Here is a 25,255-nt window from a genome sequence, read left to right on the forward strand (position 1 = left end):
CTAACTGCCGGAACAACAATTGTCCGTAGCGTCCGCGGCGGCGAGCGCGTCGAGCGGGAGGCTCGGGCCTCCCGGCCGCCATGCCGTGACTCAAGCACGACAAACGGGCCTGCCGGACGCAGGGTGATTTCTTTCCTGGCGTCCGCTCCGAATCGTCTTGGTTTGACTTGGGGAATATCGTGAGGCTTCTTGCGAACGTGAAGGTAGTCACGCAGCTCGTGCTGGCATTCGGTGTCGTACTGCTGATGCTGATCGGTATCGGTCTCTGGGGGCTCTCTGGAATTTACCGGGAGAATGACCACGTGGAATCGCTTCGGGAGAATTGGCTCCCGAGCGTGGTCGCCAGTCAGCAGATGGCCGTTGCGCTCAAGGAGATTGCACTGGAAGAGTTTCGCGACGTGTCGGCGTCTGCACCGGAAGAAGCGAAGCTGGCAGATAGCGCCGTGGATCAGGGATTCAAGTCATGGCAAAAGGCCGCCAGTGACTATGAAACGAATCTGCATGAGACGGCCGAGCAGGAAGCCTATGCCCGTATCCAGGCACTGATGCCGAAGTATGCCGAACTGGATGCGCAAGTGCGATCGCTGGTGAGGACCGGTCATCTCCAAGAAGCCGCAGCGCTGCTTTCCGGACGAGGCGCCGAACTTCGGGGAAGCCTCGGTCAAGCCCTTCAGACGATCACCGACGTGAATCTGCAAGGCGCCAGTGATGAAGGCGATGTGGCCTACGACGCGTACAACCGCATCAAGAAGGTCATTAAAGCGTTGATCGGTGTAGCGGTCGGTATTGGTTTGATGGTGACCTGGCTGGTGGCGTGGAGACTGTCCAGGCAACTGGGGGGCGAGCCAGCGACAGCGGCACGGATTGCAGGCCAGATTGCATCAGGCGACTTGGCGGTTCATATACCGACGAGAAAGGGCGATACGGATAGTTTGATGTACTCGATCGCGGCTATGAAGACGCAGCTCGTGCAGATCGTGGCGGGCATAAAGACATCGAGCGACGCTATTTCCGTGGCGGCGAGCGAGATTGCGCAAGGCAATGCGGACCTGTCCCAACGAACAGAAGAGCAGGCGGCGTCTCTCGAGCAGACGGCCGCCAGGATGGAACAGTTGACGGATATGGTCCGGCAGAACGCGGACAGTGCACAGCGCGCCACGGCGCTTGCGAAGTCCTCCGCCGACGTCGCCGCGAGAGGGGGCGTGGCCGTAGGCAGCGTCGTTCATACGATGCGTGATATTTCGGAAAGCTCCCTCAAGGTATCGGAAATCACCTCCTTGATCGAGTCGATTGCCTTTCAGACCAACATCCTTGCTCTGAATGCGGCCGTGGAGGCCGCGCGCGCCGGCGAGGACGGACGGGGATTCGCGGTCGTCGCGACGGAGGTTCGCGGTCTCGCGCAACGCAGCGCGACGGCGGCGCGGGAAATCAAGGATCTGATTGGCGAGTCGGTTGCGCGGGTCGCACAGGGGGCAAAGTTGGTTCAGGAAGCGGGCGGCACGATCGATGCCGTCGTGTCTTCGGTCAGGGATGTCGCGCACATCATGCTGGAAATATCTTCTGCCTCGTCCGAGCAGAGTGTAGGAATCGAAGAAATCAACAAGGCAGTCACCCAGATGGATGATGTGACGCGGCAGAATGCCTCGCTGGTGGAGGAAACGTCGGCTGCCGCGCATTCCATGGACGCTCAGGCAAGGTCGCTGCGCGACGCGATCGGGGTGTTCAGAATCGGAGATGCCGAGCAGATCGTGACGAGCTGCTTTGGGGATCCATCCCATGTTTCGCCAGCAGTCGCCTCAACCGTCTAATTTCAAGGAACATCGAGATCGGGGAAAACAGCGTGATGGCTGGAAAGAATCACTGCTCGGAATAATGAAGCATTGGCATGCGCCGGCTGCGCACCAGGGATACGAGGGCTAGGGCCAAATGCACGTCCGCCTTCAGTGCGCCACAATGCGAACACGAACGCGCGGCGCTGATGCGTCGTTTGCGATGACCCTGGCTGCCCCAAGGAGAATTTCATGCACATCGACTTAACAGGCAAAACCGCGCTCGTCAGCGCGTCGACCGCCGGCATCGGCTTCGCCATCGCGGCCGGCCTCGCGCGCGCGGGCGCGCACACCGTCATCAACGGCCGCACCGAGGCGTCGGTCGTCAAATCGCTCGATGCGCTGCGCGAAGCCGTGGCGAATGCCGACGTGCGCGGCGTCGCCGGCGATCTGTCCACCGCGGCCGGCGTGGCCAAGCTCGCCGAAGCTGTCCCCGATGTCGACATTCTCGTGAACAATGCCGGCATCTACGGTCCCGAGCCGTTCTTCGACGTCTCCGACGAAACGTGGGAGCGCTTCTTCCAAACGAATGTCATGTCCGGTGTGCGGCTCGCGCGTCACTACATGCGCGGCATGCTCGATCGCAACTGGGGACGTGTCGTTTTCATCTCGTCGGAGTCGGGGCTCAATATCCCGGCCGACATGATCCACTACGGCATGACCAAAACCGCGCAGCTCTCGATCGCGCGTGGCTTGGCGAAGCTGGCGGCGGGCACGCAGGTGACCGTGAACTCCGTATTGCCCGGTCCGACCCTGTCCGAGGGCGTGAGGGCGATGCTCAGCGATACCGCCGACAAAGAGGGCAAGAGCGTTGATCAGGTCGCCGTGGAATTCGTTCGCGCGCATCGCGCAAGCTCGATCCTGCAGCGTCCGGCCACCGTCGAAGAGGTCGCGAACCTCGTCGTGTACGTGTGCTCGCCGCAAGCTTCCGCGACCACGGGCGCCGCGCTGCGCGTCGATGGAGGCGTCGTCGACAGCATCGTTTGACGTGGCGCACGAACTCTCGTATAATTGCTTTCTCTGACGCGGGGTGGAGCAGTCTGGCAGCTCGTCGGGCTCATAACCCGAAGGTCGTAGGTTCAAATCCTACCCCCGCAACCAAACACGAAAACCCGTCCTGTAGTGGCGGGTTTTTGCTTTTGTGGCGCTTGCTGTTGCTCCGCACGGGCCCCTGTACCGCGTACCGCCCGAAGGTATGCGCGCAGCGAGCGAACCGCGAAGTTTTCCTGTCGCATTTTTTCCTCACCGCACCCTCATTACGCTCCGCGCACGCGAGCGCATTCGGTTCGCCCGATCTTCGCGTGTCAACCCTCAAGCATTGGCGCGCGCGCGCCGATATTGCATGCGGTGGTTCGCATCGAGCGATGTCCGCATCGATCCCGGCCACCGTGCACGCGAAGCCTCATCCATCTGGGAGTGTCCGTCCCCATTCGATGTCGCGCGCAAACGTTGCCGCGGGTTCTCCGAGGTTCAGTTAGGAGAACTTAGTAACTACGCACGCGCTTGTATGCGTGCGTAAACCCCGTCGCCCGACGGTGCTCGGCGACACGTCCTTACCCTACTATTTTTTGCGCCTCGTACGGCTTCGCTGCCGTGCGATCGATCATCGGCATAGGAAGCAGCAATGAAGTGGTTTTACGACTTGAAGATCGCCCGGCGGCTGATGATGTTGAATCTCGTGGCGGCCGTGGCATTGTTCGCGGTCACTGGATTCGGCATTTATCAGACGCGGCGCGTTTATGAGGCCGCCAGCTACGGCACCGAAAACACGGTGCCGAGCTTTGTCGCGCTCGACGGCGCATTGAACGCGTACAACGCCATCACGTTACTCGCCGCTCGGCACGTTGCAGCGACCGATCCGCAAAAAATGCAGAGCCTCGAACAGCAAATCGCGGCTCAGCACGAGAGGCTGCGCGCCGCGTTCGACCATTACGATGCGCTGGTGTCCGACGAAAAGGATCGCGCCATGCTTGCCGCCGATCGGGCGGCGATCGACCAGTCCGCGAAAACGTGCGATCAGTTGCTGGCCCTTTCCCGCGACGGCAAAAAGCAGGATGCGCAGGCGCTGTTCGAGGGCGCGATGGCCAACACCATCGCCAACGCCGAGGCAGCCATCGAAGCGCACCGCGCGTACAACAACGAGCTCGGCAAGCAGGGCGCGGAGCGGGCGCGGGCGCTCATCGATAGCGCCAACGTGCTCGAAATCGTCAGCTCGCTCGCCATTCTCGTCGGCGTGCTGGGTCTAGGCATTCTTGCCGCGCGTTCGATCACGCGGCCTCTCGAGCGCGCCGTGACCTTTGCGCGCCGAGTAGCCGAAGGCGACTTGACCGGCGAGATCCAAGCGACCACCCATGACGAAGCCGGCCAATTGCTTCGCGCGCTGGGCGATATGAGCACGAACCTTCGACGCGTCGTAGCCAAGGTGCGCTCCGGCAGCGAAACGGTGTCGAGCGCCACGGCGCAAATCGCCGCCGGCAACCTCGACCTGTCGTCGCGGACAGAGCAGCAAGCCTCTTCGCTGCAAGAAACCGCCGCAAGCATGGAGCAATTGACCTCGACGGTGCGCATGAATGCCGAAAATGCGCAGCAAGCGAGCATGCTCGCCTCGAATGCGTCTGACGTCGCGGGCAAGGGGAGCGGCGTGGTCGGGCAAGTCGTCGACACGATGATGCAGATCAGCGATCGCTCGACGAAGATCGCCGATATCACGGGCATGATCGAAGGCATCGCGTTCCAAACGAACATCCTCGCGCTGAACGCCGCGGTCGAGGCCGCGCGCGCCGGCGAACAAGGCCGCGGTTTCGCGGTCGTCGCGAGCGAGGTGCGCAGCCTGGCGCAGCGTTCGTCGAACGCCGCCAAGGAGATCAAGGAGCTCATCGCCGCTTCGGTGCAGACGGTCGCGGAAGGGTCGGCGCTGGCAGGCGAGGCCGGCTCCACGATGGAGGAAGTGACGAGAGCGATCGCCCGCGTCACCGACATCATGGGCGAGATTGCCGCGGCCTCGGATGAACAACGGCGCGGCATCGAACAAGTCGGCTTGGCCGTTTCGCAAATGGACGACGTCACGCAGCAAAACGCGGCGCTCGTCGAACAGGCCGCCGCCGCTTCGCAATCGCTCGACGAGCAGGGGCGTCAGCTCAGCGACGCCGTGGCGTTCTTCCGGACGACGATGAGCGAGCGCGTATCGCCGGTGGTGGGGGCGTTGGCGGCCTCCGCCAACGCCGACGAATGGGAAATCGTCGGATAACGACTTCCTTAGGGCAATAGCCGGTGCGAGCGGGGTTGACGCACCGCCTGCCCGGTCTCGCGCGCCGCTTGTCATGGGCACTGTGTTTTTGTACAGTAACGCTCACTTTGAGCACGCGCGAACCGATTCCCTCTCCCTCCGTTCCCGCGCCGATCGGCGCGACGGCCTCGCTCGCGCGCAAGATCGTCCACTGCGATTGCGATTGCTTCTACGCGTCGGTCGAAATGCGCGACGATCCGAGCCTGCGGGGCCGGCCGCTGGCCGTCGGCGGCCGCCCCGAGCATCGCGGCGTCATCGCCACTTGCAACTACGAGGCGCGCCGCTACGGCGTGCATTCGGCCATGTCCTCGGCGCTGGCCATGCGCAAGTGCCCCGAGCTGCTGATCATGCCGCCGGCCATGGAGAAGTATCGCGTCGCATCGCGGCAGATCATGGCCATTTACCGCGACTACACGCCGATCGTCGAACCGCTTTCGCTCGACGAGGCTTACCTCGATGTCACGCAAGCCACCCGCTGCAAGGGCAGCGCCACCTTGATGGCGGCCGAGATTCGCGAGCGCGTGCGCGAAACGGTCGGAGTAACCGTGTCGGCCGGGGTGGCGCCCAATAAATTCGTCGCGAAGATCGCTTCCGATTGGAAGAAGCCCGACGGGTTGTTCGTCGTGCGTCCGCACGAGGTCGATGCGTTCGTCGCGGCGTTGCCCGTGCGCAAAATCTTCGGGGTCGGCAAGGTGACGGCCGGGAAACTCGAAAAGCTCGGCATCGAAACCTGTCTCGACCTGCGTGAATGGACCCTCGTCGATCTGCATCGGCGTTTCGGCGCGTTCGGCCGCCGGCTCTACGATCTTTCGCGGGGCATCGATCATCGCGCCGTCGAGCCCGATCAAGAACGCAAGTCGGTCAGCGTGGAGACCACTTACGTGACCGATCTGCGCACGCTCGATGAGTGCTCGGCCGAAATCCGGCAACTCGCCGAGCAGCTCGACTCGCGTATCGAGCGCGTCGGCGCCGCTAGCGCGATCCGCAAGCTCTACGTCAAGATCCGGTTTGCCGATTTTCAGCGCACGACGGTCGAATGCGTTGCCACGCAGACCGATCTGCCTACGTTCCTCGCTTTGCTCGAAAAAGGGTTCGCCCGCCGCAACCGTCCCGTGCGTTTGCTCGGCGTCGGGGTGCGGCTGGAGGAGGGCGACGATGTGGCCAGCCATGGCCAGTTTCCGCTGTTCGACGACGAGCAAGATCAGCAGGATGAGCAAAGCGATGCCGGTCGATAGAATCTGTCTGTGGCAGTGAACGGCTTAGCCGACGTGCTCGTCCCATCACCCTAGCCGGCGGCGCCTGCCGGCCCATCGCTCGAGGAGCCCTCGATGGATCTCATCATTCGCCGCGCCGTGTTGGCGCATCACGTCGCGGGTCGGGACGCACCGGTCGACATCGCCATCGACGGCGGACGCATCCATGCTGTCGAAGCGAATGTCGCGGCCGTGGGCGCGCAGGAGATCGATGCCGCGGGCTCACTCGTCGCGCCGCCGTTCGTCGACGCGCATTTTCATATGGATGCCACGCTCTCGTACGGTTTGCCGCGCGTGAACGCTTCGGGCACGTTGCTCGAAGGCATCGCCCTGTGGGGCGAGCTCAAGCCGCATCTTACCCAAGAGGCGCTGATCGAGCGCGCGCTGCAGTATTGCGATTGGGCCGTCGCACGGGGCCTGCTCGCCATCCGCTCGCATGTCGATGTCTGCGATCCGCGCTTGCTTGCCGTCGAGGCGCTCATCGAGGTGAAGCGCCGCGTTGCCCCGTATCTCGACTTGCAGCTCGTCGCTTTTCCGCAGGATGGTCTGCTGCGTTCGCCCGGTGCATTCGAGAACCTGAAGCGAGCCGTCGCGCTAGGTGTCGACGTCGTGGGGGGAATTCCGCATTTCGAGCGAACGATGGCCGACGGCGCCGAGTCGATTCGCTTGCTCTGCGAATTCGCCGCCGAAAAGGGGCTGCCCGTCGACATGCATTGCGACGAATCGGACGATCCGCTGTCGCGCCATATCGAAACGCTGTGCGCCGAGGCGCATCGACTCGGGCTCGCGGGGCGCGTGGCCGGCTCGCACTTGACGTCGATGCATTCGATGGACAACTACTACGTGAGCAAGCTGTTGCCGTTGATGCGCGAGTCGGGCGTGGCCGCCATCGCCAATCCGCTGATCAACATCACGCTGCAGGGGCGGGCCGATACGTACCCGAAGCGACGCGGCATGACCCGCGTGCCGGAGATGCTCGCGGCCGGGATTCCGGTGGCGTTCGGCCACGATTGCGTGATGGACCCGTGGTACAGCCTCGGCTCGGGCGACATGCTCGAAGTCGCCCACATGGGGCTGCACGTCGCACAGATGACGGGCGTGGAAGCGATGCGCGCGGCGTTCGACGCGGTAACGGTGAACGCCGCACGCATTCTGGGCTTGGACGGCTACGGCATTGCGCCGGGCTGCCGGGCCGATTGCGTGGTGCTGGATGCGCGCGACCCCATCGAGGCGATTCGGCTGCGAGCGACGCGCTTGGCCGTCGTAAGAAGCGGCAAGGTCGTCGCGCGCACGCCCGCCCCTCATGCGGCCCTCGCGCTCGAAGGGCGTCCGGGCACGGTGGACTTCAAGCTGCGTCGTTGAGGGGCGCGGCTTGACGTTGCCGATGACTCAGCCTGCCTGAGCAGGCGCTTGGGCCATGCCGTTGTGGCGCAACAGCGCGTCGATCGTCGGCGCCCGGCCGCGGAACGCCTTGAACGAGTCCATCGCCGGGCGGCTGCCGCCCACTTCGAGGATTTCCTTGCGGTAGCGCGTGCCGGTTTCGACATCGAGCACGCTGCCTTGTGCGCTCTTCGCGGCATCTTCGAACGCGGCGTAGGCATCGGCCGACAGCACCTCGGCCCACTTGTAGCTGTAGTAGCCCGCCGCGTAGCCGCCCGCGAAGATATGGCTGAACGTATTCGGCCAGCGCGAGAAGCTCGCTTGCGCGATCACGTGGTAGCGCGCGTTGATTTCGCGTGCGAGTTCGTTCGCGCTTTGCGCGCCTTGCGGGTCGAAGCTCGTATGCAGCAGCATGTCGTACATCGAAAACACGATCTGGCGCAGCATCGCGAGACCGCTTTGGAAGTTCTTCGCGGCGATCATCTTGTCGAACAGCTCGCGCGGGAGCTTGGCGCCCGTGTCGACGTGCGACGACATATCGGCCAGCACGTCCCACTCCCAGCAGAAATTCTCGAGGAATTGGGAGGGCAGCTCGACCGCGTCCCACTCCACGCCGTTGATGCCCGACACGCCCAGTTCGTCCACGCGCGTGAGCATATGATGCAGCCCGTGCCCGAATTCATGGAAGAGGGTGATGACTTCGTCGTGCGTGAAGCACGCGGGCTTGCCGCCCACGGGCGCCGAGAAGTTGCACGTGAGATAGGCGACCGGCGTTTGCAAGCCGCCGTCGCTGCGCTTGTGGCGCGAGCGCGCATCGTCCATCCACGCTCCGCCTCGCTTGCCTTCGCGAGCGTACAAATCGAGGTAGAACTGCGCGCGCAGCGTGCCGTCCTCATCTTCGACGCGGAAAAAGCGCACGTCGGGGTGCCACACGGCGGCGTCGTCTTGGCGGATCTTCACGCCGAACAGCGTTTGCGCCACCTTGAACAGCCCTCCGATGACGGCCTGTTCAGGGAAATACTGCTTGACCTCGTTTTCGGAAAACGCATAGCGGTTCTCGCGCAGACGCTCGCCCGCGAACGCCACGTCCCAAGGTTCCAGATGCGAGAGGCCGAGTTCGCTCGCCGCGAACTCGCGCAGTTCTTGCCAATCTTTTTCGCCGTAGGCGCGAGCGCGCTTGGCCAGATCCTCGAGAAACGCGATGACCTGCTCGGGCGTGTCGGCCATCTTCGGGACGAGCGACACTTCGGCGAAGTTGCGGTAGCCGAGCATCTGCGCCTCTTCCTTGCGCAGTTGCAGGAGCTGGGCGACGTTCTCCGTATTGTCCCATTCGGGTTTGCCGCCGCCGTATTGTGCGCCGAGTTCCGACGCTCGCGTGACGTAGGCGCGATACATGGCTTCGCGCATCGGACGGTGCGCGGCGTATTGCATGACCGGGAAGTACGACGGGAAGTGCAGCGTGAATTTCCAGCCTTCGACGCCGGCCTCTTGCGCCGCCTCGCGCGCGCCTTGCACGACATCGTCAGGCAGGCCGGCGAGTTCGGCTTCGCTCTTGGCGATATAGGCGTAGGCGTTCGTCGCGTCGAGCACGTGATCGGAGAACGCCTTGGCCAGCGCGGCTTGGCGCTCCTGCAATTCGGAGAAGCGCGGCTTTTGATCTTCGGGCAGTTCGGCGCCCGAGAGGCGGAAGTCGCGCAGCGAGTTCTGCAAGATCTTCTTGCGCTCCTCGTTCAAGCCGGCGTAAGCGGGGCTCGCAACGATCGCTTTGTATTTTTCGAACAAAGCGAGGTTTTGGCCCACGCTCGACCAGAACTCCGTGACGCGCGGCAGGTTTTCGCCATAGGCGGCGCGCAGCGCCGGCGTATCGGCCACGGCGTTCAAATGGCCGACGATGCCCCAAGCGCGCGAGAGCGGTTCGGTGGCGGCCTCCGTCGCTTCGACCACATCGGCCCAAGTCGCGGGCGTGGCCGGATCGGTGGCATGGTCGATCGCCGCTTGCGCTTTCTCGAGCAGGACGTCGAGCGCGGGCGTGATGTGCTCGGCTTGGATCTGGCCGAAGCGCGGCAAGCCGGAAAAATCGAGCAGCGGGTTATCTTGGATGCGCTGAGCGTTTGAGAGGGACGAATCGGACGTATTCGGTGCCATAGCGCTGTTCCTGTCAGTCGAGTGTCGAGAGAGCGGACGCGCGAGGCGCCCGATACGTTCATTATTGGGGCGCGGCGCGCCGATTCCAATCGGCGGCGCGGCTTTTCGTTCTCAAGATCCGCGGCCCTTGCGCGCAGACCGCGTTCAGCCTTGCGCCGCCTGGCGCTCGGCCGCTTCGATCGTGTTCACGAGCAGCATCATGATCGTCATAGGGCCCACGCCGCCGGGCACGGGCGTGATGTGGCCGGCCACGGCCGACACGCCGGCGAAATCGACGTCGCCGCAGAGCTTACCTGCCTCGTCGCGGTTCATGCCGACGTCGATGACGGTCGCGCCGGGCTTGATCATATCGGCCGTGACGAGATTGCGCCGGCCCGTCGCAGCCACGACGATGTCGGCACGGCGCGTGTGGGCGGCAAGATCCCGCGTCTTGCTATGGCAGATCGTGACCGTTGCGCCGGCTTCGAGCAACATCATCGCCATCGGCTTGCCGACGATGTTCGAGCGGCCGATCACGACCGCTTCCGCGCCTTGCAGCTCGATGCCGTACGCCTCGAACATCTTCATGACGCCGTAGGGAGTGCAGGGCCGAAAAAGCGGTTTGCCGGTCATCAACGCGCCGGCGTTGGCGACGTGAAAACCGTCGACGTCTTTCTCCGGCGCAATCGCTTCGATCACCTTGTGGCTATCGATGTGCGGCGGCAGCGGCAGTTGCACGAGAATGCCGTGAATGCGCGCGTCGCGATTCAAGGCGTCGATGCGCGCGAGCAGATCGGCCTCGGACAGCGTGGCGGGGTAGCGATCGTACGAGGAGTACATGCCGTTGTCCTCGCACGCCTTCACCTTGTTGCGCACATACACTTCGCTGGCCGGGTTGTCGCCGACGAGCACCACGGCGAGCCCCGGCTGGTGGCCGCGTGCGGTCAGCTGCGCGGCGCGCGCCGCGACATCGGCGCGAAGGGTCTTGGAGAGGGCTAGGCCGTCGATCGGTTTGGCTGTCATGGTGGTCGGTCGAGATTGAAACGATAAAAACGGCGGTCGCGCGAACGGCTGGCCCCGGCCAGGCAAGTTGCGCGGCAGGCAGACAGGCGTGGCGGCGAGTAAGGCGATTCGCCGCGCGACAAAAGCGTAATTATAGCGTCGCCGACAATGGCGACGCGGTGCTCCGGCCCGGGCGGAGGCGCTCCGGGCGGGGGACAGGCGCGCGGGCCGGCAGGCGCCGGCGCTCGGCGTTATGACTGATTGGCGGGCTTGTTCGACAACGCGAGGCGCAGCAGATCGGCCACCGTGTTGACGTTCAGCTTTTCCATGATGTTGGCGCGGTGGGCTTCGACCGTCTTGATGCTGATGCCCAGGTCGTCGGCGATCTGCTTGTTCAAGCGGCCCGCGATGATCCGCTCCAGCACTTGATGCTCGCGCGCGGTCAGCTTGCCCAGGCGTTCGGCCGCCGCACGCTGCTGCTGCACCGTGCTGCTTTCGCTGCGCGCCTTGTCGAGCATCCGCTCGACGAGCTTGCGCAGTTCGGCTTCGTCGAACGGCTTCTCGATGAAATCCATCGCGCCTTTCTTCATGGTCGACACGGCCATCGGCACGTCGCCGTGACCCGTGACGAAGATGATCGGCAGCGAGGCGTTTTCTGCGATAAGGCGCTCTTGCAGCTCGAGCCCGCTCATGCCCGACATACGCACGTCGAGAATGAGGCAAGCGATTTGGCCGGCGTGCTGGGCGGGCTGATACGCTTCGAGGAATTGCTCGGCGCTCGAAAAGCACTGCACGCGATAGCCGTTCGCTTCCAAAAGCCAGCGCAGCGAATCGCGCACGGCTTCGTCATCGTCGACCACGAAGACGGTTTCTTGACTAGTGACTGGGCTGCTCATAGCTCTCCCGTGGTAACGGTTTGTGGTCTCGGCGCTTCGACCGTGCCGCCTTGGCCCGGATCGCTGGGTGCGCCGATCGGCAGACTACAGTGAAACGTGGCGCCTGTGATCTTCCCGTCGGCATCGACGTTGTTGACAACCCACAGACGCCCCCGATGCGACTCGATAATGGAGCGGCAGATGTTGAGCCCCATGCCCATGCCGTCCGATTTGGTGCTGTAAAACGGTTCGAACAGGCGTTCGATCGCAGCTTCGTCGACGCCCGGGCCTTGGTCGATGACGCTGATGCAGACGAACCCGGCGTCGAGCCGGACGATCACGCGAATGACCGGGTCGACGGCGTTCGGGCGAGCCTCGTGCATGGCTTCCGCGGCGTTTTTGAGCAGATTGACGAGCACCTGCTCGATCAGCACCGGGTCGACGTAGATGACGGGCAGGCGCGAGCGGATTTCGGTCAGGATGCGAATGCGGCGCTTGCGGGCCTCGATTTCGGCCAAGCCGACGGCGTCGGCGACGATGTCCGATACGCGCGCCGCCTGCCGCTTGGGCTCGCTGCGCTTCACGAATTCGCGGATGCGCTTGATGATCATGCCGGCGCGCACGGCCTGCTGGGCCGTCTTTTCGAGCACGGGCAACAGCGTTTCCTGCGTGGTGCGGCCGGCCTTGACGAGCGCGACCGTGCCCGAGCAGTAATTGTTGATGGCGGCCAGCGGCTGATTGAGTTCGTGCGCGAGCGAGGAGGCCATTTCCCCCATCGTCATCAAACGGCTCGTGAAGTGCAGCTTTTCTTCTTGCTGGCGGGCAAGCTCCTGCGCCTGCTTGCGCGTGGTGATGTCGGTGGCGATCTGCATCTGCGCCAAGTGGCCGTCCACCCACTGGATGTACTGACGGCGCACCTCGAACCACTTTTGGATGCTCTGCACGTAGATTTCCTGGGCGTCGGCCGTGCTTTCCGTGAGCGCGGCGGCGGGCAGGCCGGCGTAGGCGTCCACCATGTCGATCGAATCGGACGACGCCTGGGCGCTGTCGAAGCCGCCGCCGGCAAGCTCCAAGTGCCCGTCGGGACGGATGCCGAACAAGTGCCGGTAATAGCGGTTCGCGAACAGCAGCTCGGCTTCGTCGGCGGCCAGCACCGAGACGGCCGCATCGAGGCTTTCGAGCACGGTCGTGAAGCGCTCGTGCGCGGCCGCCAATTCCTCGCGCGCGCGCTTGGGCTCGGTGATGTCGGTCATCGACGACATCCAGCCGGTTTGACGCCCGGAGCTGTCGATCAGCGGGGAGACGTACAGCCGCGCATGAAAGAGCGAGCCGTCCTTGCGCCGCACGCGCAACTCGAAGCCGGAGGAGGGGGCCTTGCCGCGCAGCGTCATATCGAGCTGGCGCTGCATTTCCGGGTAGGCGTCGCGCGGCCAGTACGGGAACGGCGCCGTTTTGCCGACGAGGTCGCTTTCGTCCCAACCCGTCATGCGGCAGAACGCCGGATTCACGTGGGTGATCCGGCCGTGCATGTCGAGCACGCGCATGCCGATCAGCACCGAGTTTTCCATAGCGCGGCGGAAAAACGCTTCGGCATACAGCGCCTGCTGTGCCTCGAAGCGCTGGCGCGTGTGCTTCCACAGGCTCCAAAGGCTCCACAGCACGAAGCACGACAGGCCGGCGACGAGCCAGACGAGCGTGTTGTTCGTGAAGTTCGTGATCTGCGGGAACGCGTACACGCGCACGGTCACGCCCTGACCCGGCGGATCGAGCGGTAGATCGTAGAAGATGTCGCGCGGCAGCCGCGGGCGCGTCGATGTCGTCGCCAGCTCGCGGTTGTTTGCGTCGGTGATCGAGATCTTGTACTTGGCGGACAGTTCGGGCGGGATGTCGTGCTTGAGAATGCCCTCGATCGAGAACACGGCCGCGATCGAGCCGAGGAATTCGCGGTCGCGGTAGATCGGCGTCTGCAGGGTCAGATAGCCGTTGCCCACGTCGTCGTAAATCAGCGGCGAGTAGGCCTGGCGCCGCGAGCCGCGCACGTCGGCGAACGCGGCCTGGACCGCCTCGTCCATCTGGGCGTCGGTCAACCGCGCGAAGCGCTGGCCCGCCAGGGGCAGCGGCGTATTGGGCCAGCGCGGCACCTTCTGGGCCGTATACCAGTTCAGATAGAGGATCTCGGGGTGGCCTTGCATGATGTCGGCCGTCGACATCTCGAACGAGTGCTGATCGGAGTGACCCGCCGCGATGTCGCGCGCGAGTGCTTGCAATTGTTCCTGCGCGCCGGTCATCGACAGGCGGATTTGTTGCTGCGCCCAAGCCACGTTGCGGTAGAGCGTGTCTTCCTGCTGCTGCTGCTCGCGGCGGTTCAAGCTCCAAAGGATGAGGCTCATCACCACGAGGAACACGAGGATCGACAGCAGCGGCGTGAGCAAATACGAATTGGACCACCACGGTCCGTGGTGCCAGCGAGACGGCGCCGAATCGGTCCGGGGGCCGGACGATCGCGCCGAGCGTGCGAAAAGCCGATCGGTCAACATGGCTCGAATTGTAGCGCAGCGGGCCAGGTCCAATTGGCGTAAAACAAGGGTGTTCAGGCGTCGTTTGACGCAACTGACGGCACGTTGCCGCACGAATGCCATCATTTTTAGATGCAATGCAGCAATATTTCGTATTATGAGAAATGATCTCGCAATTCGAAAAATTGATTGCTAAGGCGCGCCAAGCCTCTTTACAATCGCCGTCAACCGCCGCGGTCCGACCCGGTCTGCGTCGCCCCGTTCGAAGCGCACCCCCAATCAGGAGACGAGAATGTCCGCTGTGCCCGACGAAGTCATGAAATATGTCGCCGCCGAAAAAGACGACGACCCCCAGGAAACCGGCGAATGGCTCGACGCGCTCGAAGGGGTCATTTCTGCCGTCGGTCCGGACCGTGCGCACTACCTCATCGAGAAACAGATCGAGTTCGCGCGCGTGCACGGCGAGCATCTGCCGTTTTCGGCGCAAACGCCCTATATCAATACCATTCCTGTCTCGCGTCAGGCCAAGATTCCGGGCGACCAGGACATCGAGCACCGTATCCGCTCGTACACGCGATGGAATGCGATCGCCATGGTCCTTCGGGCCGGCAAGCACACCAACGTCGGCGGCCACATCGCGTCGTTCGCTTCGGCCGCCACGCTGTATGACGTCGGCTTCAACCATTTCTGGCATGCGCCGTCGGAAAACCACGGCGGCGATCTCGTGTTCGTGCAGGGCCATTCGTCGCCCGGCATCTACTCGCGGGCGTTCCTGCTCGGCCGGCTGAGCGAAAACCAGCTCGACAATTTCCGCCAGGAAGTCGGCGGCGAGGGCATCTCCTCGTATCCGCACCCGTGGCTGATGCCCGATTTTTGGCAGTTCCCGACCGTCTCGATGGGTCTCGGCCCGATCATGGCGATCTATCAAGCGCGCTTCATGAAGTATCTGCAGGCGCGCGGCATCGCGAAGACGGACGGCCGCAAGGTCTGGGCGTTCCTCGGCGACGGCGAAACCGACGAACCCGAATCGCTCGGCGCGATCGGCATGGCCGGGCGCGAGCGCCTCAACAACCTCGTGTTCGTCATCAACTGCAACTTGCAGCGCCTGGACGGGCCCGTGCGCGGCAACGGCAAGATCATTCAGGAGCTCGAATCGGAGTTCCGCGGCGCCGGCTGGAACGTCATCAAGGTCATTTGGGGCAGCCGCTGGGACGCGCTGTTCGCACGCGACAAGACGGGCGCGCTGATGCGCCGCATGATGGAAGTCGTCGACGGCGAATATCAGACGTACAAGTCCGAATCGGGCGCTTTCGTCCGCGAGCATTTCTTCAATTCGCCCGAACTGAAGGCGCTCGTCGCCGACTGGTCCGATGAGGACATCTGGAACCTGAACCGCGGCGGCCACGACCCGCACAAGATCTACGCGGCGTTCCACGAAGCGCAGCATGCCCAAAATCAGCCGACCGTCATCCTGGCGAAGACGATCAAGGGATACGGCATGGGCGAGGCCGGCCAAGCCATGAACATCACCCACCAGCAGAAGAAGATGCAGGTGGATCAGCTCAAGGTGTTCCGCGATCAATTCCGCCTGCCGATCTCCGACGAAGACATCGTCAACGTGCCCTACCTGAAGTTCGAGGAAGGTTCGAAGGAACTGGAATACATGCGTGCGCGCCGCCAGGACATGGGCGGCTATCTTCCCGCGCGCCGCGAGAAGGCCGAATCGCTGCCGGTGCCCGAGCTTGCCGCGTTCGAACCGCTGCTCAAGGGCACGGGTGAAGGCCGCGAGATTTCCACGACGATGGCGTTCGTGCGGATCCTGAACATCCTGCTCAAGGACAAGGCGCTCGGCAAGCGCGTGGTGCCGATCGTGCCCGACGAGTCGCGCACGTTCGGCATGGAAGGTCTGTTCCGTCAGATCGGCATCTGGAACCAGGACGGCCAGAAGTACGTGCCGGAGGATTCCGATCAGCTCATGTTCTACCGCGAATCGGAGACGGGGCAGATTCTGCAGGAAGGCATCAATGAAGCCGGCGGGATGTGCGACTGGATCGCGGCCGCGACGTCGTACTCGACGCACGGCGAGATCATGGTGCCGTTCTACATCTTCTATTCGATGTTCGGCCTGCAGCGCATCGGCGATCTCGTGTGGGCGGCCGGCGACATGCGTTCGCGCGGGTTCCTGCTCGGCGGGACGGCAGGGCGCACGACGCTCAACGGCGAAGGTCTGCAGCACGAAGACGGCCACTCGCTGCTGTGGGCGCAGTCGGTGCCGAACTGCCTGAGCTACGATCCGACGTTCGGCTTCGAACTCGCGGTCATCATGCAGGACGGTCTGCGCCGCATGGTGCAGAACCAGGAAGACGTGTTCTATTACATCACCGTGATGAACGAAAACTACGAGCACCCGGCGATGCCGCAGGGAGAGCACGTGGCCGAGCACATCATCAAGGGGATGTATTCGTTCAAGAAGGTCGACGGTGCATCGAAGAGCCCGCGCGTGCAACTGATGGGCGCCGGCACGATCATGAACGAAGTGATCGCCGCCGCGGATCTGCTCAAGAACGACTGGGGCGTCGACGCCGACATCTGGGGCGTGCCGAGCTTCACGCAGCTCGCGCGCGAAGGGCAGGACGTGACGCGCTGGAACCTGCTGCATCCGACCGAGCCGCGCAAGCTCTCGCACGTCGAGACCCTGCTCAAGGACGCGCAGGGCCCCGTCATCGCCTCGACCGACTACGTGCGCGCGCTGGCCGACCAGATCCGCGCGTATGTGCCCAATCGCTTCGTCGTGCTCGGTACCGATGGCTTCGGCCGCTCGGATACCCGCGAGCGTCTGCGTCACTTCTTCGAGGTCGACCGCTATTGGGTCACCGTCGCGGCGCTGAACGCGCTGGCCGATGAGGGTACGATCGAGCGTAAGGTCGTGGCCGATGCGCTTGCGAAGTACAAGCTCGACCCCAACAAACCCAACCCGATGACCGTTTAAGGCATCGCCTTCGCGTGAGGCTGTGCGCGCGCCCGCCGCTTGGAAACACGGCGGGCGCGCCTGTGTGAGCCCCTGGAGACACCAACAATGAGTGAAGCGATCGAAGTCAAGGTGCCGGACATCGGCGATTACAAAGATGTGCCCGTCATCGAAATTCTCGTGAAGGCCGGCGACGCCGTCGAAAAAGAACAGTCCCTCGTCACGCTCGAATCGGACAAGGCGACGATGGACGTGCCGAGCCCGCAAGCCGGCACGGTCAAGGAAGTGAAGGTCAAGCAAGGCGATTCCGTGTCCGAAGGCACGCTGATCATCTTGCTGGAGCCGACGGGCGGCGCAGCCGCCGCCAAGCCGGGCCAGGCGAACGGCGCCGCGGCGCCCGCGCCCGCCGCCGCTCAATCGAGCGCACCCGCGCAAGCCGCGCCCGCTGCCGCGGCCGGCGGCGGCGTGCAGGAAGTGAAGGTGCCGGACATCGGCGACTACAAAGACGTGCCCGTGATCGAAGTGGCCGTCAAAGTCGGCGACCGCGTCGAGAAGGAGCAGTCGCTCGTCACGCTCGAATCGGACAAGGCCACGATGGACGTGCCGAGCCCGGTTGCCGGCGTCGTCAAGGAAATCAAAGTCAAGGTGGGCGATTCCGTGTCGGAAGGCTCGCTGATCGTTCTCGTCGAAGCACAGGGCGCGGCCCCGGCAGCGGCTGCCCCGGCGCAAGCGCCCGCGGCCAAGAAGGTCGAACCGCCTGCCGATTCGCCGCGCGAGGACACGCCGCACGGCATGCCGGCCCAGCCGTCGGCGCTCGCGCAAGCGCCGATCATCCCGGCCGGCGAAGGCGGTTCGCGCCTGCCGAGCCATGCGTCGCCTTCGGTGCGCAAGTTCGCGCGCGAGCTTGGCGTCGATGTCGCGCAGGTAAAGGGCACGGGCCCGAAGGGACGCATTACGCAAGAGGACGTGACCGCGTTCGTCAAGGGCGTCATGACGGGCCAGCGCTCGCTGGGCGGCTCGGCTCCGGCCGCGGCCGGCGCGGGCGGCGGCGAGCTGAATCTGCTGCCGTGGCCGAAGATCGATTTTACGAAGTTCGGTCCGATCGATCCGAAGCCGCTTTCGCGCATCAAGAAGATTTCCGGCGCGAATTTGCACCGCAACTGGGTGATGATCCCGCACGTCACGAACAACGACGAAGCGGACATCACCGAGCTCGAAGCGCTGCGCGTGCAGTTGAACAAGGAAAACGAGAAGGCCGGCGTGAAAGTCACGATGCTGGCGTTCGTGATCAAGGCCGTCGTCTCGGCGCTGAAGAAATTCCCGACGTTCAACGCGAGTCTCGACGGCGACAACCTCGTCTTCAAGCAGTACTACCACGTGGGTTTCGCGGCCGACACGCCGAACGGCCTTGTCGTGCCCGTGATCCGCGACGCGGACAAGAAGGGGCTCATCGAGATTGCGAAGGAAATGGCCGAACTGTCGAAGCTCGCGCGCGACGGCAAGCTCAAACCCGATCAAATGCAAGGCGGATGCTTCTCGATCTCCTCGCTCGGCGGCATCGGCGGCACGCATTTCACGCCGATCATCAATGCGCCCGAGGTGGCGATTCTCGGGTTGTCGCGCGGCGCGATGAAGCCTGTGTGGGACGGCAAGCAGTTCGTGCCGCGTCTCACGCTGCCGCTTTCGCTCTCGTACGATCACCGCGTGATCGATGGGGCCGAAGCCGCGCGCTTCAATGCGTATCTGGGTGCGTTGCTTGCCGATTTCCGGCGCGTGATTCTTTAATCGTCGAACATGGCGCAATCCAAACAAGAAGGGGCGTGTGAATGAGTCTCGTCGAAGTGAAGGTGCCGGATATCGGCGATTTTAAAGATGTCGACGTCATCGAAGTCAACATCAAGCCGGGCGACGTCATCGAGAAAGAACAATCGCTGCTGACGCTCGAATCGGATAAGGCCTCGATGGAAGTGCCGAGCGATGTCGCCGGCACCGTCAAGGAAGTCAAAATCAAAGCCGGCGATAAGGTCTCCCAAGGCACCGTCGTCGCACTCGTCGAAGCCGCCGCCTCTGAGCCGGCCAAGAGCGCGCCCGCGCCGCAGCCGGCCGCGGCCGCCGCTCCCGCGGCGAAGCCCGCTTCGAGCGCCGCTCCCGCCGCCGCGCCGCAAGCCGGCAGCTTCTCGGGCGCCGCCGATATCGAATGCGACATGCTCGTGCTCGGCGCCGGCCCCGGAGGCTATTCGGCTGCGTTCCGCGCGGCCGATCTCGGCATGAAGACGGTGCTCGTCGAACGCTATTCGACGCTCGGCGGCGTGTGTTTGAACGTGGGCTGCATTCCGTCGAAGGCGCTGCTGCATACGGCGCTCATCACCGACGAAGTGGCGGCGCTGGCCGACCACGGCATCACGTTCGGCAAGCCGCAAATCGATCTGGACAAGCTGCGCGCGTTCAAATCGGGTGTCGTCAAGAAGCTGACGACCGGCCTCGCCGGCATGGCCAAGGCCCGCAAGGTGGAAGTGGCGACGGGCGTCGGCACGTTTGTGGATCCGCACCACATGGAAGTGCAGGGCGAGGGCGGCAAGAAGATCGTCAAGTTCAAGCAAGCGATCATCGCGGCCGGCTCCCAAGCCGTGAAGCTGCCGTTCATGCCGGAAGACCCGCGTGTCGTCGATTCCACGGGCGCCCTCGAACTGCGCCAAGTGCCGCAACGCATGCTCGTCATCGGCGGGGGCATCATCGGCCTCGAAATGGCGACGGTCTATGCGACGCTCGGCGCGAAGATCGACGTGGTCGAAATGCTCGACGGCTTGATGATGGGCGCCGACCGCGACCTCGTGAAGGTCTGGCAGAAGTACAGCGCCAAGCATTTCGCCAACGTCATGCTCAAGACGAAGACGGCGGCGGCCGAAGCGAAGTCGGACGGCATCTACGTGAAGTTCGAAGGCGAACAGGCGCCGGCCGAGCCGCAACGCTACGACCTCGTGCTTGTGGCCGTGGGCCGCAGCCCGAACGGCAAGAAGATCGGCGCGGACAAGGCGGGCGTGGCGGTCACCGATCGCGGCTTCATCGAAGTCGATAAGCAGATGCGCACGAACGTGCCGCACATCTTCGCGATCGGCGATATCGTCGGTCAGCCGATGCTCGCGCACAAAGCCGTGCATGAAGGCCATGTGGCGGCCGAGGCGGCCAACGGCGAAAAGGCCTACTTCGACGCGCTGCAGATTCCTTCGGTGGCCTACACCGATCCGGAAGTGGCATGGGCCGGCAAGACGGAAGATCAGTGCAAGGCCGAAGGTATCAAATACGGCAAGGCGGTCTTCCCTTGGGCCGCATCGGGCCGCGCGATCGCAAACGGGCGCGACGAGGGCTTCACGAAGCTGATCTTCGACGAACAAACGCATCGCGTGATCGGCGGCGGCATCGTCGGCCTGAATGCCGGCGATCTCATCAGCGAAGTGTGCTTGGCGATCGAGATGGGCGCCGATGCAACGGATATCGGCAAGACGATCCACCCGCACCCGACGCTCGGCGAATCGATCGGTATGGCAGCCGAGCTTTACGAGGGTGTCTGTACGGACCTGCCGCCGCAGCGTAAGAAGTAAGGCAGCGCCTGCTGCCGGCCGGTGGTCGGCAGCGGGTTGTCGATACGGGAATTAGGCGGAACAGGCCGGTGTCCCGCCCGTCGTTTTCCATGCCGGGCGGGCCGGCAAATAAAAAACGGCGCGCTCCGCTTAGGGAGCGCGCCGTTTTTGTCTTTCGGCGCGGAGCGAATGCCGGGCGATTACGCAGCCGTCTTCTTGGCGCCGGCAGCGCGCGACGCTTGCGACGCGGCTTGCTGGGCAGCCTTTTGCGCAGCCGTGGCGGCGGCGTTGAAGTTGCTTTCGGCGATTTCGACCGCTTGCTTCGTGGCCTTGTGAACCGTTTCGTACGTCGTGTTGGCGGCGGTGATGGCCGACTTCATGACGGCGACAGCGGTTTCCGAACCGGCCGGCGCGTTCTTCGCGACGTTCTCGACGAGCGCTTGAACCTTGCGGTTCTGCTCTTCGTACTGCGCTTCCGCGACGCGCGCGAATTCCGCTTGCGTGGCCGAGGCGATTTCATACAGGTGACGGCCGTACGACAGAACCTTTTCGGCCACCGGTTGCGCCAGGCTGGCTTGCAGCGCGACGAATTCCTGCGCGTCCTTGACCGACAGCGCACGTTGTGCGTTTTCCTGGCCTTCGGCGAGCGTCGACTTCACCACTTGAAGGTTCAGTTCGACAAGCTTCTCGATGCCTTCGAACGCTTTGTTCGTCAGACCGAAGAGGGCTTCGAGGTTCGCTTTCTGTGCTGCGGCGAATTGCTCAGGGGTCAACAGAGTCATCTTTTCGCTCCTGAAATTCGACCTGTCTTGGCAGGCCGAGCATGGTGGAATGGCTAAACTTGCGAGGCGCTTCTTGGATCGACGTGTATTGTGCGTCGCAACAACGGTTCCCATTTTAGGACGACGTGAACAAATGTCAAGCGGATTTTGGTGCGCCGCACAATATCGGGAATTTGTCGGTAAAACAATGTCTTGCGGGTATTTGGGGACGTGACGATGGAATCGTTTTCGGGTATTTTTGCCGCACTGCTCGATGCGTGCCGGCGCGCCGATGCGGCATCGATGACGGCTTTGATCCGTCGATGTGCGCCAGCGCGCGGTGTTTTGGCGGGAAACGCTGTACACCGAACGTGAGGCTGGCGCGTTAAGACGAGCTTGTCGGGCCCCCGGGCGAGGCTGTTTGGCCGAAACCCGCGTCGAGTGTGGCCCGGCGGGGAACGAATTCGTTCAAGTTTAGACAAATACGGCCGTTATGCGGTTACGGCCCTAGTAGGCGAGGGGCGGGATGCGCAAGATGCATGCACGGCCCGCGTTTCCCTAATTTACAAATTGGATCAAGGACGGCCCATAAGTGCTTAATATTGCTAATTTTTCGTAGCTTTACTACACTTGCCGACAACCGTTCGCCACTCCTGCTTCAGAACACCAATGAAATTCGCTCTGTTTTCGTCGCTCAGCATGATGCGAGGCGTGGCGCTCGGCACAGTCGTGTCGGCCGGCGCATTGCTCGTCGCGACCATCGCGACCCCGATCGATGCCTTTGCCGCGACCGCCACGGCGGCTCATCAGCCGGTCCATAAGAAACACCTGAAAAAGAGCGACAAGGTCGCCGCCGCGGGCACGCAAGCGAAGGAGCCGGTCAAACGCGCGCGCGTACACTACACGGCGCGCGCGCACGCCCGGCACGGCGTCGTGCATCGCGTGGCTTTCGAGCCGCGTTCGCCCACGGCCGGGCAGGCGTTCGGTCTGCAGGAAACGCCTGAAGGCGTTGCGCTGCGCTCCAATGTCGCATTCGTCGTCGATCAAAACACGTCGGAAGTCTTGTTCGACAAGAACTCCACGTCGGTCGTACCCATCGCGTCGATCACGAAGCTGATGACCGCCATGGTCGTGCTCGATTCAAAGGCGCCGCTCACCGATCAGATCGAAGTCACCGACGAAGACAAAGACTACGAAAAGCACACGGGTTCGCGCCTACGCGTCGGCTCGGTGCTCTCGCGTGAAGATATGCTGCACATCGCGTTGATGGCGTCGGAAAACCGCGCCGCCGCCGCGCTTTCGCGCTATTACCCGGGCGGCCGCCCGGCGGTCATCGCCGCGATGAACGCCAAGGCCAAAGAGCTGGGGATGAACGATACGCACTTCGAGAACCCGACGGGCCTCACGAGCCATAACGTCTCGACGGCGCGCGATCTCGTGAAGATGATCAACGCGGCGTATCAGTATCCGCTGATCCGCAAGTTCTCGACCGATCGCAGCTACGAAGTGTCGCCGGGCCGCGGCGTGCTGGCCTACAACAGCACGAATGCGCTCGTGCGCAATCCTACTTGGGATATCGGGCTGCAGAAGACCGGCTTCATCAACGAAGCGGGCGAGTGCCTCGTGATGCAGGCGACGATCCACGGCCGCCCCATGGTCATGGTGCTGCTCGATTCGTTGGGCAAATACTCGCGCTTTGCCGATGCGCAGCGCCTGCGCAAGTGGCTCGACGAGTCCGACGGCCCGCGCATCACCAGCGCGGACGCAGGCGGTCGCGGCACCTGAGGCCGACGGCGACCGAGCATGCGCGCCTCTTTGGCGTAGCGTCTGCCGAAACAAAAAGCCCGCTTCTCGAAGCGGGCTTTTTGCTGTGTGCGTCCGGCGCTTCGATGGACGATCGACGATACCTACGCCGTGCCGCGCCGACAAGCAGCAGGCTTAGTGCGCCCCTGACTTCATCGGGGCGTCGGCTGCGGCTTCCGGATGGTAGCCGAGCGACTCGGAAATGACGAGAGCGGTGCGGCTCAACTGGCCGAGCCACGAGTCTTGCAGGCGGTCGGCCGGAGCGGACAGCGACAAGCCGGCTACGAGCTTGCCGGTATCGTCGTAGATACCCGCGGCGATGCATCGCACGCCGAGCTCCAGTTCTTCGTTATCGCGTGCGCAAGCCTGTTGACGAACCTGCGTCAGTTCCCGTTCGAGCCGCGAGATGTCGGTGATGCTGTTCTGCGTATGTCCCGAGAGACCCGTGCGCATGGCGTAGGCGCGGACACGCGCGGCCTCGTCGGCGGCCAAGAACAGCTTGCCGACGGACGTGAGATGAAGCGGCGCTCGCCCGCCGATGGCGCGCACGACCTGCATGCCCGAGCGCTCGGAGTAGGCCCGTTCGATATAGACGATTTCGTCGCCTTGGCGTACCGACAGATTGACGGTCTGCCCCGTCATCCGGTGCAGCTCGCGCATGGGGGCGAGGGCGGCGTCGCGCACCGAGAGCCTCGCCTTGACGAGGTTGCCCAGTTCGAGCAGCCGCATCCCCAGCCGATAGGTGCCCGGATCGGACCGATCGACGAGGCGGCACGTGACCATGTCGTTCAGGATTCGGTGCGCCGTCGAGGGATGAAGTTCGGTGCGCAGCGCGAGTTCCTTGAGGCTGACCGGGTCGGTATGGGAAGCCAGGGCGTCGAGCAGGCGCATCATGCGTTCGATCACTTGGATCGACGTTTTGGAGTCCGGATTCGTCTCACTCATTGGAAATCGATTGACTCGGCAATTAACACGTGGGGCCCATTGTATCTCGTATTGTGAAAAAAGCGAACGCCGTTTGAATGAGCCCTCGGGCGGCGGGCCGGCGCTTTTTTCCGCTCGTTGCGTTGTCGGCGGCCATAAACGACGCATAATCGTGTCGTTTCGTTCACCTGTGGCTACCATGCGAGTCGGACTTTTCGTCACTTGCCTCATTGACCTGATGCGCCCGGAGATCGGGTTTTCAGTCGTCAAGCTGCTCGAGCAAGCGGGCTTCGATGTGATCGTCCCGCCGGCGCAAACCTGCTGCGGGCAACCGGCCTACAACTCCGGGGAGCGCGGCGTCGCCCGCGATCTCGCGGAAAAGATGCTGCGCGAATTCGAGCAGTTCGATTACGTCGTGGTTCCCTCGGGTTCGTGCGGGGGGATGATCGCCGTGCATTACGGCGACCTTTTTCGCGACGATCCGGAGCTGATGGGGCGCTACGAACGGCTGCGTGCGAAAGTCTATGAATTGACGGACTTTCTCGTCAATGTCGCGAAGGTGGAATTGGCCGCCGGGACTTTCGCGGGGCCGGTCACCTATCACGATTCCTGCGCGGGCTTGCGCGAGCTAGGCGTCAAGCAGCAGCCGCGCGCGCTGCTGGCCCAGCGTGGGGTCGCCGTCACGGAAATGAAGGATTGCGAGCACTGCTGCGGCTTCGGCGGCACCTTCGCCGTCAAGTACGGCAACATTTCCACGGCCATCGCCGACGAAAAGTGCGCGAACGTCCAAGCGAGCGGAACGGGCTGCGTCGTGCTCGGCGATCTGGGCTGCATGCTCAATATCGAAGGGCGGCTGCGCCGCACGGGCGACGCGACGACGCGCGTGCTGCATATCGCCCAAGTGCTGGCCGGCGACGCCGATCACTGACCGACCACAGAGCAGCGGCGCTGCGTTC

General features: G+C 63.6%; 16 protein-coding genes and 1 tRNA gene. 11 read left to right on the forward strand and 6 right to left on the reverse strand.

The genetic code is table 11. The annotated features are described in order from the left end of the window. Positions 1-197: 197 nt before the first annotated feature. From ACTHNR_RS06485 to ACTHNR_RS06510, 6 genes are all read left to right on the forward strand, one after another. A complete protein-coding gene (locus ACTHNR_RS06485; protein ID WP_440546742.1) occupies positions 198-1,808 on the forward strand; it encodes a methyl-accepting chemotaxis protein in 1,611 nt (536 codons plus the stop codon). A gap of 213 nt (positions 1,809-2,021) precedes the next feature. Next, positions 2,022-2,816, forward strand: coding sequence for an SDR family NAD(P)-dependent oxidoreductase (locus ACTHNR_RS06490; protein ID WP_440546743.1), 795 nt, complete (start codon positions 2,022-2,024; stop codon positions 2,814-2,816). A gap of 37 nt (positions 2,817-2,853) precedes the next feature. Then, positions 2,854-2,930, forward strand: a tRNA-Met gene (locus ACTHNR_RS06495). Positions 2,931-3,453: 523 nt separating this feature from the next. After that, complete coding sequence (locus ACTHNR_RS06500) at positions 3,454-5,076, forward strand: methyl-accepting chemotaxis protein (RefSeq protein ID WP_440546744.1); 1,623 nt, start codon at positions 3,454-3,456, stop codon at positions 5,074-5,076. A 107-nt stretch (positions 5,077-5,183) separates the two neighbouring features. Continuing rightward, complete coding sequence (gene dinB, locus ACTHNR_RS06505; RefSeq protein WP_440546745.1) at positions 5,184-6,350, forward strand: DNA polymerase IV; 1,167 nt, start codon at positions 5,184-5,186, stop codon at positions 6,348-6,350. A 93-nt stretch (positions 6,351-6,443) separates the two neighbouring features. After that, complete coding sequence (locus ACTHNR_RS06510; protein WP_440546746.1) at positions 6,444-7,730, forward strand: amidohydrolase family protein; 1,287 nt, start codon at positions 6,444-6,446, stop codon at positions 7,728-7,730. Positions 7,731-7,757: 27 nt separating this feature from the next. On the opposite strand, the gene ACTHNR_RS06515 is transcribed toward ACTHNR_RS06510, so the two are convergent. The 4 genes from ACTHNR_RS06515 to fixL form a co-directional block, all read right to left on the reverse strand. Beyond that, positions 7,758-9,893, reverse strand: a complete 2,136-nt coding sequence (locus tag ACTHNR_RS06515) for a M3 family metallopeptidase (RefSeq protein WP_440546747.1) — start codon at positions 9,891-9,893, stop codon at positions 7,758-7,760. A 144-nt stretch (positions 9,894-10,037) separates the two neighbouring features. Next, positions 10,038-10,895: a bifunctional methylenetetrahydrofolate dehydrogenase/methenyltetrahydrofolate cyclohydrolase FolD gene (folD, locus tag ACTHNR_RS06520; protein ID WP_440546748.1), complete on the reverse strand. Its 858-nt coding sequence runs from the start codon at positions 10,893-10,895 to the stop codon at positions 10,038-10,040. A gap of 230 nt (positions 10,896-11,125) precedes the next feature. After that, positions 11,126-11,770 (reverse strand): oxygen response regulator transcription factor FixJ, encoded by a 645-nt coding sequence (fixJ, locus tag ACTHNR_RS06525; protein WP_440546749.1) that lies wholly within the window; start codon positions 11,768-11,770, stop codon positions 11,126-11,128. Further along, positions 11,767-14,286, reverse strand: a complete 2,520-nt coding sequence (gene fixL, locus ACTHNR_RS06530) for an oxygen sensor histidine kinase FixL (protein WP_440546750.1) — start codon at positions 14,284-14,286, stop codon at positions 11,767-11,769. Before fixL ends, fixJ begins: the two co-directional genes overlap by 4 nt. A 271-nt stretch (positions 14,287-14,557) precedes the next feature. Here fixL and aceE point away from each other — a divergent pair, with 271 nt between their 5' ends. The 3 genes from aceE (at position 14,558) to lpdA (ending at position 20,832) form a co-directional block, all read left to right on the forward strand. After that, complete coding sequence (gene aceE / locus ACTHNR_RS06535) at positions 14,558-17,254, forward strand: pyruvate dehydrogenase (acetyl-transferring), homodimeric type (RefSeq protein WP_440546751.1); 2,697 nt, start codon at positions 14,558-14,560, stop codon at positions 17,252-17,254. An 87-nt stretch (positions 17,255-17,341) separates the two neighbouring features. Next, positions 17,342-19,018: a dihydrolipoyllysine-residue acetyltransferase gene (gene aceF, locus ACTHNR_RS06540; protein WP_440546752.1), complete on the forward strand. Its 1,677-nt coding sequence runs from the start codon at positions 17,342-17,344 to the stop codon at positions 19,016-19,018. Between the two features lie 41 nt (positions 19,019-19,059). Then, positions 19,060-20,832, forward strand: a complete 1,773-nt coding sequence (gene lpdA / locus ACTHNR_RS06545; protein WP_440546753.1) for a dihydrolipoyl dehydrogenase — start codon at positions 19,060-19,062, stop codon at positions 20,830-20,832. A 179-nt stretch (positions 20,833-21,011) separates the two neighbouring features. Here the strand turns inward: lpdA and ACTHNR_RS06550 are convergent, their stop codons facing one another. After that, positions 21,012-21,593 (reverse strand): phasin family protein, encoded by a 582-nt coding sequence (locus tag ACTHNR_RS06550; RefSeq protein ID WP_440546754.1) that lies wholly within the window; start codon positions 21,591-21,593, stop codon positions 21,012-21,014. A gap of 648 nt (positions 21,594-22,241) precedes the next feature. Between ACTHNR_RS06550 and pbpG the strand changes: the two genes are divergently transcribed. Continuing rightward, on the forward strand, positions 22,242-23,357 hold the full coding sequence (pbpG, locus tag ACTHNR_RS06555; protein ID WP_440546755.1) for a D-alanyl-D-alanine endopeptidase: 1,116 nt from the start codon (positions 22,242-22,244) through the stop codon (positions 23,355-23,357). 153 nt (positions 23,358-23,510) lie between these two features. Here the strand turns inward: pbpG and ACTHNR_RS06560 are convergent, their stop codons facing one another. Further along, positions 23,511-24,320, reverse strand: a complete 810-nt coding sequence (locus ACTHNR_RS06560) for an IclR family transcriptional regulator (RefSeq protein ID WP_440546756.1) — start codon at positions 24,318-24,320, stop codon at positions 23,511-23,513. Positions 24,321-24,498: 178 nt separating this feature from the next. Between ACTHNR_RS06560 and ACTHNR_RS06565 the strand changes: the two genes are divergently transcribed. Next, positions 24,499-25,227 (forward strand): (Fe-S)-binding protein, encoded by a 729-nt coding sequence (locus ACTHNR_RS06565; RefSeq protein ID WP_440546757.1) that lies wholly within the window; start codon positions 24,499-24,501, stop codon positions 25,225-25,227. Positions 25,228-25,255 lie beyond the last annotated feature (28 nt).

The sequence above is a fragment of the Trinickia sp. genome (genome assembly GCF_051954495.1).
Lineage (GTDB): Bacteria > Pseudomonadota > Gammaproteobacteria > Burkholderiales > Burkholderiaceae > Trinickia.